The sequence below is a fragment of the Paenibacillus cymbidii genome (genome assembly GCF_004764705.1).
Classification (GTDB): Bacteria; Bacillota; Bacilli; order Paenibacillales; family NBRC-103111; genus Paenibacillus_AN; species Paenibacillus_AN cymbidii.
Genome location: NZ_SHLX01000007.1, coordinates 282,854 through 298,151 on the forward strand (window position 1 = coordinate 282,854; position 15,298 = coordinate 298,151).

Sequence of the window (15,298 nt, forward strand, 5' to 3'; positions counted from 1 at the left end):
TGCAGCTTTGGGGCTCTCGTGGCGCATCCTATTGCTCCTGTACGATGCTGTCCAGTTGTTCTTTATCTTCGGGGGACAAGATATTTTCAGCCATTGGAAACAGCACCTGTTCCTCTTTGTTGAAATGCTGGGTCAGAATCGAGTAGGCCTGAACGGCGTACCCGGCAATCGTTGCCGCATCTTCATTTTCGCTTCCCGACTCGCGCTCGCCGGCGGCATCCAGGAACCGCTGCAAATTTTGTTCGGCCTGCTCATGTTCGTATGTCATGACGGCAATCGGACCAACAACGCTTCCGATATATTTGGCCATCAGCGGGAATAATCCGTCGTCTTCTTTGCGGGAATGTTTTTTCAATTGTTCGGTAAATTCGGCGACTTGACCATACAATGCGGCAAAACTATCGTTGCGTGCCGTTCCCGGATCTGACAGGAAGGTTTCGGCCGTCGCATGAAAAGCGTTCATGGCGATTCGCAAAGGGATATGCTCCTGCTTCAACTGCTGCAACGGTGGGCAAAGCTGGAAATCCGGCCTGCTTTGTTCGCCGCCGTGCATTCCGCTGCAACCGAACGTCGTTGTATTCATATCCAATCTCCTCCTTTATACGACCTGTTCTTCGATCCGCGGGAACAAAATGTTGTTCTCCAAATGAATGTGCTGAAAAAGATCCGACTCCAGTTCGCCCAATTTATGAAAGGTGATCATGTACGTGCGGCATGCATCCGACGGCAAAGCGTACTCGTTCGTGATCGCTCTCATCTCCTTCAGGCAGTCTCCGACCGAACTATGATCCGTCTCCAGTTCATGCAACCCCATTACGGCCTGTTCATGCAGCTCGGTCGTCGGATGGAGCGCATATTGTTTCAGCAAAGGAAAGAGCACCTCTTCCTCTGTCACCAGGTGCTGCTCCAATTCCGACTTCATTTGGTGGAACAGGTGGTATAGATCGGCAAGCTCGCTGTGGGCGTCACCGTGAACGCGAGCAATTTTCGTAACGAATTCGCTCAGCAACGGCAGCTCTTTGCGCAGAAAACGATGATGTTGATCGACGACATGGTCGATTAAATCGGCGGTCGGCTCGGCTCGCCAATCCGTTCCACGATTTTCATTCTTGTTCTGCATTTCGGCATAGCTTTCGTTCAAACGGTGCAAAATCTCGCGCTCATTCAAGTTTTTTTGACGAATGACTTCCAGCAGGCTGCGGTCTCCTCCACAGCAGAAATCGATCCGGACTTCCTTGAACAAATTGCTGGCTCCCGGAAAATCCGAAACAATGGCACCAACCTTTTCTTCACCGCTAAAATGCTGCTTCATTTCGGCTTCATCTCCCTAACATGTCATTTCTCCTCCAGTATAGGTCCGATGTCGCCTTCTCACTGTGACGCAGCACACACTTGGCACTACTGTCCTGCATACAATTTCTCCTCCTGGGAAATGCTGTTGTCATATGTGATCCCTGACGGAGATGAGATCATCATGCGCAAATGGTCTTCCAGCAAACGATTTTTGCCTGCTTCCCCCTCTTCTCCGGCGGAAGCGTCCGATACGAAGGGAACGGGCATTTCCTCTTGTCTGGAAGACAATTTGCGGATGTTGACACAGGCGTTCGACTTTTGCTCAGACTTGACCATTCATCGCTGGCACTACGGACCGGAGCCGGAGCAAGCGGCGTTCACCGTTTATTTACATACGCTGACCAAGTCCGTTCCACCCGACTACCTGAAAGAAACGTGGCAGCATCTGATGGCGCAGGAACTCGGACCGATGGGAATCATTACGCTCGAAATGCTGAAGCAATGTTTTGCCGGCAGCCCCGGCGTCGCTTCTCCTCACGCTGAACTGCTGGACGATATCGGCCAAGCGATTGACAGGGTACTGGACGGGAAAATGCTCCTCTTTTTCAACGGCTGGCAGCAGGCTGTCGCTTATATGGCCCTGGAGGTCGAGCATCGGCAAGCTTCCGAACCGATCACAGAGCCTACGGTGCAAGGTCCGCACGTAAGTTTTATCGAAGTGCTGGAAAGCAATATCGGGGTTATTCGCAGTTTGCTCAAATCGCCGCGGTTGAAGGTGGAATGTTTCGAAGCCGGCGCGGAAAGCAGGCGGATGGTTTCCTATAGTTACCTGGAAGGCGCGGTGAAGCCGGAAATTGTGCAAGCGTTCAAGCAGCGTATGAGCGGGATCGGCACGGAAGAAATTTTGGAGGTTTCGTATCTGGAAGAGTGGGTCAGCGACAACAGGTTTTCTCCTTTCCCGCAAGTAAGGTATACCGAACGCCCAGATACGGCGGTCGCTGCGCTGCTCGACGGCAAAATCATCGCCATGGTGAACGGAAGCCCGTCGGTGCTCATCTGCCCCGGCGTGTTTACGGAATTTTTCATGACCAGCGAAGATTTTTATTATCGCACGATCTATTCTTCCTTGATTCGGTTGCTGCGATTGGCTGCCTTCGTGATGGCGATCCTGCTGCCCAGCACCTATATCGCACTGTCCACCTTCCATTCCGAACTGATTCCGACCGTGCTGCTGCTGGCCATCCTCAATTCGCGGGAAGGCATCCCGTTCCCGGCGGTGCTGGAAGCGCTCATCATGGAGTTTTTTTTCGAACTGCTGCGGGAAGCGGGCATTCGGCTGCCACGGCCGATCGGATCGGCCGTCAGCATCGTCGGAGCGCTCGTCATCGGCCAGGCGGCGATTCAATCGCAGATCGCTTCGCCTGTTATGGTCATTGTCGTTGCGTTGACAGGCATCGCCTCTTTCGCCCTTCCCCAATACAATATGGCGATTGCGATCCGGATACTGCGTTTCCCGCTTATGTTTCTGGCCGCCACCTTCGGAGGGCTCGGCATTATGGCCGGCTTTATTCTGATTTACTTGCACCTGTGCACGCTGCGTTCGTTAGGCCAGCCCTACCTGACTTCGCTCTCGCCGTTCGATATGCAGAAGCTGCGCGATGCGCTTATCGTGCTGCCCCGTCGTTTGCTTGCGCGCTCGCCTCGGGATCGGCACACGGAAAACGCGGAGAGGAAGAAAGCGCCATGAAGCCGCCGGTTTCCGCGCTCGCCGTTGCGCTTGTGTTCACTCTCCTTGCCGGCTGCTGGGACAACAGCGAACTCGACGAGTACGGTTACGTGCAGGCGGTGGCGATCGACCGAAGAACCGACGGTCTCATCCAGGTGACGACCCATTTCTACAACCCTGCCAATAAGAACAACCAGGTCGGCGGAAACACGGAACCCGTGCAAAAAGGCATCAATATTGCGACGAGCGGCGAAACCATCATGGAAGCGATCCGGGATATTCCAACCGCGCTGGGACGCAAGGCCAAGTGGGACCATATGCGCGTCATCCTGCTGGGAGAAGAGCTGGCCCGTACCGAAAATGTTCGCGAGGTGCTCGATTTTTTCTCGCGGGACCATGAGCCGCGCGGCACGGTACTGCCGCTGATTGCCGAGCAGGCGGCCGGCCCTTTCCTGGACGTCCGGCCTTTCGTCGAACAAACGATCGGCCAGCAGTATAAAAAGATGGAAAACAACGGCGCCCGTTATTCCGCCGATTCGTCCGACATTCCGCTGTACGATTTTGCCATCAAGCTGAAAGGGCCGTCCAAAACCGCCGAGCTTCCCTATTTGCATCGAGGCGTCGCGCCGCAAGAAGCGACTGTCTCCGGCGTGGCGATCATCCGGAACGGCAAATTGGCCGATATTCTGGACGAAAGCGATACGGAAGCGTTCCTGATGCTGACGGGCCGCTATACCAGCGGCGTCATCGAGTTCCCTTGCCTGGAGAACGGCAAGGAACACACGAACGCCAAGGAATCGTTCGAAGTCGTCACGCTGAACGGCAGTACGGTTCCGACGGTAGCAGGCGACAAGATATCGGTTCGCGTCAAGATTCGGATCGAGGGCACAGTTGGCGAGCTGCGCTGCTCTCATTTGAAGACGAAGGACGATGTAGCCCGATTCGAGCGGATGATCGACGATACGGTGGAACGTCAGCTGCGGCAAACGATTGAGCGGTTCAAGCGCAATGAGCTGGATGCGATCGGCATCGCAAGCCGAATATACCGCATGCATCCGAAGCTTTGGAAACGCCTCGAGCCCGAATGGAAGCAACGATTCGCTCAAATCGATTTCCAGGTTGGCGTCACGACCCGCGTCCTGAGCACCAGCATGAATGTGGGAACGCCGTTCGGAACGAAGGAGAAATAATCGTGTACGGAAAACTGGTTCTCTTCCTGCTGCTGGCCGCTGCCATGCTGATCCATGACATTCCGAAGCTGAAACGGATTCGCTCCCGCGAACGGGCGATTTATTGGGCCATGCTGGCGCCGCTTGTATACCTTGGCGTTCTCTTCGTATGGAGCAAGTCGTGGCCCAACCTGGACACGCTGTTCAATCTGTTCCTGCCCCCGGCCCGGCTGATCGTACACTGGCTCGACCCGGCAAGCAGCTGAATCGTTGGGAGGGAAATCATGACCAGTCAAGACCGCATCAGCTCCGCTCAAATGACTTTGCTGTTTCTGTTCTTCATGACCGGCTCTTCGATCGTCATCGTCCCTGCCCCGCTCACGAACATTGCCGGCAACGGGGCCTGGATCTCGCTCTTGATGGCCATGGCTGGAGGCATTCCCTTGCTGGCGGGCATTCTGTATATCCACAACCGATTCCCGAACCTTTCGTTAATCGAGCAAAGCCGCCTGCTGCTGGGCAACGCCTTGACCGCTGCGCTGTTCATCCCGTTCCTTTGCGTTATGTTCTGGAATGTGGCGGGAATCGTCATCGAGATCGGCCTGTTCTTCAAAAGCACGATGCTGAAGGAAACGCCGACTTATGCGGTCAATACGCTGCTGTTCCTGACGATCGCGCTGACGGTGATGGCGGGCATCGAAGTCATGGCCCGGATGGCGGTTGTGCTGCTGGGGTTGATGTTCGGCTTCATCGTGCTGATCTGGATCCTGGTCGGACCGCTCTATCACCCCGAATATTTGCTTCCCGTCCTGCCGGAAGGGATCGGACCGGTGCTGCATGCCGCTTATGTCGTCTACGGGTTCCCTTTCTCCGAGCTGACGGTGTTCGCCGTCATCCTGCACCTGGTGCGCCGCCAGGACAACAACGGGCTCGGGAAACGGCTGTATGCCGCGCTTGCGCTCAATGCCGCGATGCTGATCGCTTCGGTCGTCAGCAGCGTCATGGTGCTCGGCCCGCTGTCCGGCGACCTGAAATATTCGTTGTACCAGTTGGCCAGGCTGATCTTCATTCAGGAGATTATCGAGCGAATCGAGTCGGTGATCGGCTTTTCGCTTATTATCGGCTTTTATTTCAAAGCATCCATCCTGCTGATGATTTTGCTGCAAACGTTGAAAGGGCTGCTGCGGCTGGAAAACGAACGGCTAATCGTGTTTCCCGCTGCCTTTGCTTGCCTGCTGCTGTCTCTGACCACCTACACAAAGGAAGCGGAAATGGAGGAAATCGTCAATATTACGTGGCCGCTGCTTAACACACTGGCGTACAGTTTGCCGCTGCTGGTCATTTTCGCCGCCGCGCTGATTCGCCGCAGGATCAGGTCGTCCGGCGCGTCCTGATGCGGGTCGCGATAACAATCAAAGCAGCTTGCGCACTCGTTCATCCCGCAGCCATAATGCCGCCCAGCACAAGACCGCCAGATACACCGGGAACAAAATCGACGCAATCAGCGGAGCGTCTACACGCACTTGCGCCGCCATCGCACCGCCCCAAAACCCGGTCAGCAGCAGTGCGCCAACGATCGAAGTGCGGGGGATCGCGTATAAGACAGTCGCCAGCAGTCCCAAGATCCCCATGACGAGCATATGTTTCTGCGAATAGCCTAGGGCGAGCGTGCTGTCTACGACCGGCGCCAAGGCGGCGAGTTTCCCGATTCCGTCGAACAGCATGAACAAGATGACAAGCGCACTCATGATCCGGGCCATCCACAGACGGGCTCCGGCCCCTCTCCTTTTTGCAATGCCCTTCGCTTCCCCCGCTGTACTCGTCTCCATTTCCAATCCTGCTTTCATCATTTCGTTCATCCTCCCGATTCGTTTTTTCATGAATGTTTCGCTTTCATTTAGACAACGAACGGGCAACGGGAAATTCGACATGGAAATTTTCCGATTTCAAAAAAATAAGCCCTGTTTGATTGGCTATTTCGCACAAAAAGGGGGCAACAGCAAAATAGCCAGTGATTTCACTGGCTATTTCGTAGAAATGATCGATTTGGAGGCTGATTGAGCCGAATAGCCAGTGTTTTCGCTGGCTATTTTCGACGAAGCGGGTGAAAAGGGACGAATAGGCCATTTTTTATGGCCTAATTTGAGAGGCGGTTCACTTCTCCCGCGCCCGCAAATCAGCTAGCGGCTGCGCACGGTCGCGCCATTGGTCCGGAACGAGAGCTACCGTATCGGCATAAACGGCCGTCAAATGACGCGACAAACCTTCGGCCCGGTCTTCGATCAGCACTTCGCGAATTTCCGACGGCGTCCGCGGCACCAACCGGTCGACCGTCCGTCCGAATTCGCGCAGCGGCAAAAACATCGCCGGACTTTTGCGGTACGTGCAAGCAGCGGCGTACCGCGGCGCGCTGCCCGAATCGTATTTGCTCAGCTTCGCCGCTTCATAATGCTCCCGCAACAACGACACGGTATCGAACTGCAGCACGGCAAACGACGTCTGCGGTTCCCTTCGGGTATACGTGTCGAGCATGTGCCGGCAGTCGCTCCACGTAGGCCAAAAAAACACGTGCCTGTCCAGGCACGCGCGAAATTGCGCTTGCGTCACGCCGTCCGCCAGCATCCGGTCTGGGATGCGCAGATGCGCATTGATCGTCGCGCCGCGGCCGCCAAGTGGTACTTCCTTGGCGGCCTGCCGCCGCTCGCCCGTCCACGCGGGATCGATGCTCCGGCTGGACAACAGCGCATCCATGCCGGCGATCGCCGGCAAATTGCCGGCCCGAGTGAAATGATAAAGCGACGAGCGCCGCGGCGATCTCGCTATCGAAACAAGAACGGCTTCTTTCATCGTGCGGCTTCGCTCTTTCGAACCGGGATCCAGATTTCGCTTTTGTAAGTCGGTGACGACATATCCTTGCTTTCGTTCCACAGCAGCTCCGGCCCGCCCGTAGACTCGTATCCCGTCGACGGGAACCACTCGGCGTAAATACGCCCCCATACGTTTTGCAACGTTTCCGGAAAAGGGCCCACCGCGGTGAATACCGCCCAAGTCGATGCCGGGACTTCGAGCCGCGCCATTCCATGTTGGTTAGCCGCCTCGGTCGCCGTCGTCGCGACGCCGATATAGTGGTCGAGTTCCCCCTGTTCGTCCATGCGCCCTTCCGAAAAATTGACGGACGCGCTGAGCAGGCCGATCGGTTCGATGTCGGACAACATCTTCAGCCGCAAAATCGTCTCCATATCCAGGCTGCTCCACATACCGGCAATCGCGGGGTTCACCCCGCTGAATACGAGGGGTACCCGCTTCATGAAGCCAACGATCGCAAACGGCCCTTTTTCCACCAAACGATAATTCATTTCGCTTCCTCCTTGTACGGTCCATTGAAAGGTCATAGGCGGAAACGCCTTGAGCGGCTGCCCGCCCGCTCTCGCCCCGGACGGCGTAACGCCGTGAAGCGCGTGAAACGCCCGGGCGAAAGCGTCCGGCGAGTCGTAGCCGCAGGTCAGCGCGATGTCGATAATTTTCGCCGGGCTCGTTTGCAGCTCGACGGCTGCAAGCGTCAAACGCCGGCGGCGAATGTACTCCGCCAGCGGCATCCCGGCCAGAAACGAAAACATCCGCTTGAAATGATACTCCGAGCATAAAGCAAGTCGCGCGGCTTCCTGCAAGTCGATTTCGCCGCCAAGCTGCCGTTCGATATAAGCCATCGCCCGGTTCCAATGCTCCAGCGTGTTCATTGTCGTTCCCCCTTTCACATGTTCATCGTATCAAAGACAGTCCGCCGCCTCCCGACAATTGCCGCACCGATTATGCAGGCTGGAGGCACGAAACGGTGCGAAGCCGGGCTCGGACAGCTTGACGAATATTTTCGTTGCCTTTTACTCAAATTAGAGTATATAATCGTGATCGGGTATTCAAATTTGAGTACATATCCGCAAGCGGATAGAAGGGAGATTGGCAGTGGATAAACATAGAAGCAACATCAAACTGGTCGTTGCCGGCCTGCTGCTCGGGCTGTTCATGGCGGCGCTCGATCAGACGATCGTATCGACGGCGATGACCACGATCATCAAGAAGCTGGGCGGGCTGGAAAGCTTCATCTGGGTATATTCCGCCTACATGATCGCCATGGTCGTATCGACGCCGATTTTCGGCAAACTGTCCGACATGTTCGGACGCAAGCGTTTTTTTCTGATGGGTCTGATGCTGTTCATGGTCGGCTCCATTCTCTGCGGAACCGCGCAGAACATGGATCAACTGATTATTTACCGCGCGCTTCAAGGGATCGGCGGCGGCGCGCTGATGCCGATCGTGTTTACGATCATTTTCGATTTGTTCCCGATGGAGAAGCGCGGCAAAATGATGGGCTTGTTCGGCGCCGTCTTCGGTCTTTCCAGCGTGTTCGGCCCGGTCATGGGCGGCGCGATCACGGACAATTTCAGCTGGCGCTGGATATTTTACATCAACGTGCCGATCGGTATTCTTTCCTTCCTGTTCATTCTTGCCGCTTATCACGAATCGCTCAATAAACGAAAGCAAAACATCGACTGGCTCGGCGCCATCCTGCTCACCGGCACGATTCTGTGCCTGATGTTCGGACTCGAGCTCGGCGGCACCGACGGCTGGGCCTGGTCTTCGATGAAGACGATCTCGCTGTTCGTCGCTTCCGGCGTGCTGCTGATCCTGTTCCTGATCGCGGAAATGAAAGTCAAGGATCCGATCATTCACCTCGGATTGTTCCGCGGCCGCGTCTTTACGAGCAGTATGGGCATCAGCCTGCTGTACGGCGGCGTCATGATGGCCAGCGCGACGTATATTCCGCTCTTCATTCAAGGCGTCTTCCACCGCACGGCGACGCAAACGAGCTCCGTGCTGACGCCGATGATGCTCGGCGTCGTGCTCAGCAGCCAGATCGGCGGCCGCGTCGCCACGAAGCTGCGCTATCGCGACACGATGCTCTTCTCCGCCCTGTTCCTGATCGTGGGCAGTTATTTGCTCGGGTTCGTCATGGACCCGCAGACGATAGAATGGCTGATTATTATCTTCATGGTTATTATCGGCCTCGGCATGGGCGTATCGTTCTCCTTGCTGAATATCGCCACGCTGAACGCCGTTCCGCCGCAGTTCAAGGGCTCGTCCTCCTCGCTGATTACGTTCTTCCGGACCATCGGATCGGCGATTGGCATTGCAGTGTTCGGCTCGTTGCAGAAGCACGAGTTCCAGCAAGGGCTGAAAAACATTCCGAACCTAGCGCCGGAAATGGCCGAGAGAATCAAAGGCGGTCAGGCGCTGCTCGATCCCGTCGTGCAGGAACAAATGCATTTGTCCAAAGAAGCGGTCGCCGTCATGCTGGGCAAATTGTCCGATTCGATCCTGTTCATTTTTCAATGGTCGGTGCTGCTGCCCGTGCTGGCGCTTGTATTCATCCTGCTGATGGGACGCGCGCGCGCCCAAATACCTCAGGGAGCACAAGGCGGACCTGGCGGACCTGGCGCGCCCGGTACGCCGGAAGCCAAAGGCCAACAAGGAGCGCCCGGCGCCGATCAAGCCGCCCCTTCGTTCCACGGGGGGTGACATTCCTTGTCGATGCGGTTGTTGATCCTGGGGCTGCTCATGGAGAAAAACCGGCATCCCTACGAAATTCGCCAAACGATCCAGAACAGGCGCTGGCATCTTACTTTTAAAGTGCGCGACGGTTCGCTCTATTACGCCGTTGACCAATTGCGCGAGCAAGGGCTGATCGAAGTCGCCGAAACGATTCCCGTTCACGGCGACAGCCGGCCGGACAAAACGGTGTATCGGATTACCGAAGCGGGCAAAGCCGACTTTCTCGGCTGCCTGTACAGCCAGATGGAAGTAACGGCGTTTCCGCAGCATCCGCTGTTCATGTGCATGCCGTTCGTCCAGCATGGCGAGCCGGACCGCTTTGCCCATCTGCTGGAAGATCAGCTCGAAGCTTGCCGCAGCCGGATCGAACATATCCGGGCGGTGCTGGCGCTGAAAGCGAGCTGGCTGCCGCGCGGCTCCATCCATCTGATGGAAGGCATGATAATGTTCAGCCAAACGGAACAGGAATGGCTGGAGCGTGTGCTGGCCGATGCCAAATCGGGCAAACTGGCGCCGCCTACTACTGATTGCCATTAATTGACGATCGCCCTCTGCCGGGCTTTGCCCGCAGAAGGCGATTTCTCGTATGTTGTCGAATATTAATTATGCGGACACTTGACTTCTCTTTCTTACGAACAGATCCAACATTAATGTTGCCACCCTGTACGCCAAATATCCCAGCAAGGTGCCGATCGTATTCAGCAGCAAATCGTCCGGATCGAACAACCGGCTGCATGAGGTAAAAAACGAACGCCAGTTGCACAACCGTTTGAAAGGTAAAAAAGTGGCCTTTTTTGCCTATCGCCATTATAATTCCCACAACCAGCAGCAGCGTGATTTGAACGGTAGTTGAGAATTCTACAATCATTGCTTTCTCCTTATAAGAACATTCAGAACTGACATAGGGTTGTATTTATCCTACCATTCAGAAACGACCGCATGCAACGTCAAAGCTACTGCAAGCCAAAAGGAGCGGCTGCCGCATGGAACTGTTCATCGCAATCCTTGTTCTTCTTGCCCTGATCGGCGTCTCCAACGTCATCAACCGCACGATCCCGTTCGCGCCCGTTCCGCTGATCCAAATTGCGCTCGGCATGGCGGTCGCCATCATCCCGACCGGCATGCACGCGCTGCATCTCGAGCCGGAGCTGTTTTTCCTGCTGTTCATCGCGCCGCTGCTGTACAACGACGGCAAACATACGCCGCGCAGCGAGCTGTGGCGGCTCAGGGCGCCGATTCTGCTGCTGGCGGTCGGGCTCGTGTTCGCGACCGTCTTCGTGGTCGGGCCGATCATCCACAAGCTGATCCCGTCGATTCCGCTGCCGGTCGCCTACGGGTTGGCCGCGATTCTGTCGCCGACGGACGCAGTCGCCGTCGGCTCGCTGGCCGGGCGCATCCGCCTGCCGAAGAGCCTGATGCATCTGCTCGAAGGCGAAGCGCTGATGAACGACGCTTCCGGCCTCGTCGCGTTCAAATTCGCCATCGCCGCCGCTGTCACCGGCACGTTTTCGCTGGCCCACGCCGGCATCAGCTTCCTTATTATCGCCATCGGCGGCCTTGCGGTAGGCGTCGTCGTCGCCGCGGTCATCACCGTCATCCGCCTCTGGCTGCGGCGGCTCGGGCTTGAGGACGAAACGATGCACATGCTGCTGCATCTGCTCACCCCGTTCGCGCTGTACCTGACGGCGGAGGAGCTTGGGGTGTCCGGCATTCTGGCCGCGGTCGCCGGCGGCGTCATGCACGCGGTCGAACGCGACCGCATGTACCAACTGCAGCCGCGTCCGAACGACGTGGCGAACAATACGTGGTCCGTCATTCTTTACTTGCTGAACGGGCTCGTGTTCGTCATCCTCGGCGTGCAAATTCCCGACGTCATTCACACCGTCTGGAGCAACCCCGCGTTCAACAACGCCCAAGTGTTCGGTTACGCGGCGATTATTTTTGCGCTGCTGCTGGCGCTGCGGTTCGTCTGGACATACGTGTTCTCGAAAGGCGGCAAAATGTTCGGCAGCGGCGACCGGTCGGAACCGAAGCCGAGCTTGGCGACGCTGGCCATGACGTCATTGTCCGGCGTGCGCGGTGCCGTAACGCTGGCCGGCGCTTTCTCCATTCCGCTGTTTCTGGAGAGCGGCGATCCGTTTCCGGAGCGGAGCCTCGTCATTTTTCTCGCCGCGGTCGTCATTCTGCTGTCCTTGCTTGCCGCCAGCATCGTGCTGCCGCTCATCGCCAAGAGCGAAGAGAAAGAGGACGGCGCACAGTTGGTCGAAATGGAACGAGCCGGCCAAATCAAAATGATGCGGGCCGCCATCCACGCCATCCATCAGGCGGCCACCACGGACAATGAAGCGGAGACGGGAGCCGTGCTCGCCGATTACGACCGGTGGATCCGGTTCTCGGAAGCGAACGGGCGGCAATGGCGCGGCACTCGGCGGCAGCGCAAGGAAAGCATTGGCATCCGGCTCGAAGCGATCGGTCTGGAGCGCGAATGGGCGCGCCGCGCGCTGGCCGACGGGCGGATCAGCGAAGAACGCGCCGCCATGTTCATGCAAAGCCTGGACCAATTGGAAATGGTGCTGTCCCGCCGTTCGCGGCTCGGGCTTGTGCTGGCCAAAGCGCTGATCGGCGGGTTGACGGGCAAAGGTCCGCAGCGGTCGATGCCCTGGTCGCAGGACGACTACGAGGCGATGCGGAAAATGAAGTCGCAATCCTGCAGCGCGGTAATCGCCAATGGCGAGAAGCTTGGCAAAGGGAAAGACGGCGAAGTGTCCGAAGTGATCGAGCATTACGTACAAGTCCGCGACAAGCTGCGGGAGCCTACCTTGTATCGGCGCAGCGAGCAGAAGTTGAACCAGGAAGTGAAGCGCGATCTGCACTGGCTCGCGATCCAGGCGGAGCGCGACGAGGTGCAGGCGCTGTACGAACGCGGCGACATTACACGGGAAATCGCCAACGAGCTGCGGCGCTCGCTGCGCGGCCGCGAAGCGTCGGTGCTGGAGCAGGAGTGATGACCGGCAGCCGCTTCATTGCGGCCGCGGGCCGGTTCCCCTTGGCGAGCCGGCGGACGAGCTTGCAGCGGACAAGCGCCAGCGCAGCGGGGACTGTCCGGTCGCCTGTTTGAACTGTTTGGAGAACGAATACAGATCAGGGTAGCCAAGTTGTTCGGCGATCTGCTTGACGCTCTGCCCTCCTTCAAGCAGCAGGAAGCGCGCGTATTCCATTCGCACTTTGGTCATCCAGGCAGCCGGAGTCAGGCCGTATTGCCGCTTGAACCGGGTGCGGAAATATTTTTCCGACAGGCCGGCCAGCGCGGCAAGCTCCGACGGATCGAACCGCCGGCCCGGCGCGGCTTCCATCGCCAGCTTCGCTTTCTCCAGCCGCGCATCCCAAGGCGCTGCGTCATCGCCGCCAATCAGCCGCATATAGCAAGCGAACAGCAGTTCGGTGACGATCAAACCGGCGACCGCCAGCTCGGGATCGTTGCCCGCGGCAAACCGGCGATGCAGCTTCTCGAACAGCCGCAGCAGCTCCTGCCCGGGCTCATCCGCCAGCTCGAACCAGAACGGGCCCCTCTCCATCCGGACCGGCTCGCCGGTGGCCGAATCGCACAAGCCGAAACGAACCGGAATAATTTGCGGCGGACGGTTCCGATTTTGCCGCGCCTCGTGTTGCGTGCCGCTGCCGACGAAGATGATCTTCCCCCGCTCGAACGCGACCGGGTTGCCTTCGATCGTGTACGAGCCCTCTCCCCCTTTGATATAAATCAAATGAAAATCGTCGTTGATGCGGTCGGCAAATTGCCAGTGCGGCGGCACCTGCAAATGATAGCAGGCGTGAATTTTCGCATAGGCGGAAGCGGGGATCAGGTCCAGCAGCCGCTTCAACCGCTCCGCCGCCGTCGTTTCGCTCTCCGCCCCATGATCCAGATTTGACATGTGTGTGCCCACCCGCTCCATTTTTATTGGCCGGCTCCGCCGCTATACTGGGAATCAAACGAGTGTTTGACGAACTCCCCGTTACTGGAGGTAACCATGCCGCACCAACCGAATATTGTCATCTTGTTTACCGATGATCAGCGCTTCGATACGATTCATACGCTCGGCAATCGTGCCGTCCGCACGCCGAACATGGACCGGCTTGTCGCCGGCGGCGCCGCATTCACGCAGGCGCACATTCCCGGCGGCACGTCCGCCGCGATCTGCATGCCGAGCCGCGCCATGCTGCATTCGGGGCGCACGCTGTTTCACCTGCAAGGCAGCGGCCAGCAAATTCCGCCCGAGCATACGACGCTGGGCGAAGCGTTCCGCCAGGCCGGCTACCGCACGTTCGGCACCGGCAAGTGGCACAACGGGCCCGCCGCTTACGCGCGCAGCTTCACGGACGGCGAAGCGATCTTCTTCGGCGGCATGTGGGACCATTGGAGCGTGCCGCTGTGCCATTACGATGTCACCGGCCGCTACGACAACAAAGTGCCGTACACGCCCGACTTCCAGCACAGCAACCACCCGATGCAGGTGCATTGCGACTATTATTCGACCGGCAAACATTCGTCGGAAATCATCAGCGACGCCGCCGTCGATTTCATCAACGGACATGACGGGCGGCAGCCGTTCCTGATGTATGTCTCGTATTTGGCGCCGCACGATCCGCGGACGATGCCGGAACGGTTCCGTACCATGTATGATCCGGCGGACATTGAACTGCCAGCCAACTTCATGCCGGAGCATCCGTTCCGTTTCGGCGTGGAAGAAATCCGCGACGAGCTTCTCGCGGGATACCCGCGCACCGAAGACGAAATCAAGCGGCATATCGCCGACTATTACGCGATGCTCAGCCATCTCGACGAGCAGATCGGCCGCGTGCTTGCTGCGCTGGAACAAACCGGCCGCGCCGACGACACGATCGTCGTGCTTGCCGGGGACAACGGCCTTGCCGTCGGGCAGCACGGCCTGATGGGCAAACAAAACCATTACGAGCACAGCATCCGCGTGCCGCTGGTGATAGCCGGCCCGGGCGTGCCGGCCGGCCTTGCGGTCGACCGCTACGCTTATTTGCTGGACCTGTTCCCGACATTGTGCGAGCTTGCCGGTGTAGCCATTCCCGCTTCCGTCGAAGGCGCCAGCTTGCGGCCGCTGATGGAGCAGCCGGATACGCGCTTGCGCGAAACGCTGTATTTTGCCTACAACGATCTCATCCGCAGCGTGAAGGACGAGCGGTTCAAGCTGATCGAATACGCCGGCGGCTGCCGGCAAACGCAGTTGTTCGATTTGGCGGAAGACCCGCTGGAGCTGACCAATTTGTACGGCCGGCCGGAATACGAGTCGAACGTGCGGCGGCTGCGGCAGCTGCTGGTTGCCTTCCGCGACGAATGGGACGATGCCGCCCACCCGCTCGGCCAGGCGTACTGGGCCAGCTACGACGCAAGCGAACGTTCCTGACGCCATACGGCTCCCGGCGCATCAAGCGCACGGGGGCCGTTTCCTTATGCCCCGCCACCGGCCCGGCC

Annotated in this window: 15 protein-coding genes; 8 read left to right on the top strand and 7 right to left on the bottom strand. The window is 57.9% G+C overall.

What is annotated here, in order from left to right:
• Positions 1-28 precede the first annotated feature (28 nt).
• Positions 29-583, bottom strand: coding sequence for a hemerythrin domain-containing protein (locus tag EXY20_RS12315; protein WP_235885711.1), 555 nt, complete (start codon positions 581-583; stop codon positions 29-31).
• A gap of 15 nt (positions 584-598) precedes the next feature.
• Positions 599-1,312: an iron-sulfur cluster repair di-iron protein gene (gene ric, locus EXY20_RS12320; RefSeq protein WP_135551319.1), complete on the bottom strand. Its 714-nt coding sequence runs from the start codon at positions 1,310-1,312 to the stop codon at positions 599-601.
• Between the two features lie 162 nt (positions 1,313-1,474).
• Between ric and EXY20_RS12325 the strand changes: the two genes are divergently transcribed.
• From EXY20_RS12325 to EXY20_RS12340, 4 genes are read left to right on the top strand one after another with little or no spacing between them, the layout of a single operon-like run.
• Positions 1,475-3,040, top strand: a complete 1,566-nt coding sequence (locus tag EXY20_RS12325; RefSeq protein ID WP_135551322.1) for a spore germination protein — start codon at positions 1,475-1,477, stop codon at positions 3,038-3,040.
• On the top strand, positions 3,037-4,209 hold the full coding sequence (locus tag EXY20_RS12330; protein WP_135551325.1) for a Ger(x)C family spore germination protein: 1,173 nt from the start codon (positions 3,037-3,039) through the stop codon (positions 4,207-4,209). Before EXY20_RS12325 ends, EXY20_RS12330 begins: the two co-directional genes overlap by 4 nt.
• Positions 4,210-4,211: 2 nt before the next feature.
• On the top strand, positions 4,212-4,454 hold the full coding sequence (locus EXY20_RS12335) for a hypothetical protein (protein WP_135551327.1): 243 nt from the start codon (positions 4,212-4,214) through the stop codon (positions 4,452-4,454).
• Between the two features lie 18 nt (positions 4,455-4,472).
• Positions 4,473-5,582 carry a GerAB/ArcD/ProY family transporter gene (locus EXY20_RS12340; RefSeq protein WP_135551329.1) on the top strand — a complete coding sequence of 370 codons (1,110 nt, stop codon included), beginning with the start codon at positions 4,473-4,475 and terminating at the stop codon, positions 5,580-5,582.
• Positions 5,583-5,600: 18 nt separating this feature from the next.
• Here the strand turns inward: EXY20_RS12340 and EXY20_RS12345 are convergent, their stop codons facing one another.
• The 3 genes from EXY20_RS12345 to EXY20_RS12355 all read right to left on the bottom strand — a co-directional run bounded on the left by EXY20_RS12345 (position 5,601) and on the right by EXY20_RS12355 (position 7,925).
• Positions 5,601-6,017: a DoxX family protein gene (locus EXY20_RS12345; protein ID WP_235885734.1), complete on the bottom strand. Its 417-nt coding sequence runs from the start codon at positions 6,015-6,017 to the stop codon at positions 5,601-5,603.
• Positions 6,018-6,342: 325 nt separating this feature from the next.
• Positions 6,343-7,035 (bottom strand): DUF7002 family protein, encoded by a 693-nt coding sequence (locus EXY20_RS12350; RefSeq protein ID WP_135551331.1) that lies wholly within the window; start codon positions 7,033-7,035, stop codon positions 6,343-6,345.
• A complete protein-coding gene (locus tag EXY20_RS12355) occupies positions 7,032-7,925 on the bottom strand; it encodes an AraC family transcriptional regulator (protein ID WP_135551333.1) in 894 nt (297 codons plus the stop codon). Before EXY20_RS12355 ends, EXY20_RS12350 begins: the two co-directional genes overlap by 4 nt.
• Positions 7,926-8,148: 223 nt before the next feature.
• Here EXY20_RS12355 and EXY20_RS12360 point away from each other — a divergent pair, with 223 nt between their 5' ends.
• Both EXY20_RS12360 and EXY20_RS12365 read left to right on the top strand, forming a co-directional pair.
• A complete protein-coding gene (locus tag EXY20_RS12360) occupies positions 8,149-9,762 on the top strand; it encodes an MDR family MFS transporter (protein WP_135551335.1) in 1,614 nt (537 codons plus the stop codon).
• A 12-nt stretch (positions 9,763-9,774) separates the two neighbouring features.
• Positions 9,775-10,332 (top strand): PadR family transcriptional regulator, encoded by a 558-nt coding sequence (locus EXY20_RS12365; protein WP_235885736.1) that lies wholly within the window; start codon positions 9,775-9,777, stop codon positions 10,330-10,332.
• Here EXY20_RS12365 and EXY20_RS38880 read toward each other — a convergent pair.
• Entirely contained in the window at positions 10,316-10,663 is a 348-nt protein-coding gene (locus EXY20_RS38880; RefSeq protein ID WP_167859192.1) for a hypothetical protein, read from the bottom strand. The genes EXY20_RS12365 and EXY20_RS38880 overlap by 17 nt on opposite strands.
• Before the next feature lie 115 nt (positions 10,664-10,778).
• On the opposite strand from EXY20_RS38880, the gene EXY20_RS12375 reads away from it, so the two are divergent.
• Complete coding sequence (locus EXY20_RS12375) at positions 10,779-12,800, top strand: Na+/H+ antiporter (RefSeq protein ID WP_135551342.1); 2,022 nt, start codon at positions 10,779-10,781, stop codon at positions 12,798-12,800.
• A gap of 15 nt (positions 12,801-12,815) precedes the next feature.
• On the opposite strand, the gene EXY20_RS12380 is transcribed toward EXY20_RS12375, so the two are convergent.
• The gene (locus EXY20_RS12380) at positions 12,816-13,727 is read right to left on the bottom strand and encodes a helix-turn-helix domain-containing protein (RefSeq protein WP_167859193.1); all 912 of its coding nucleotides are present in this window, start codon (positions 13,725-13,727) and stop codon (positions 12,816-12,818) included.
• A gap of 96 nt (positions 13,728-13,823) precedes the next feature.
• On the opposite strand from EXY20_RS12380, the gene EXY20_RS12385 reads away from it, so the two are divergent.
• Entirely contained in the window at positions 13,824-15,230 is a 1,407-nt protein-coding gene (locus tag EXY20_RS12385) for a sulfatase-like hydrolase/transferase (RefSeq protein ID WP_135551347.1), read from the top strand.
• Positions 15,231-15,298 lie beyond the last annotated feature (68 nt).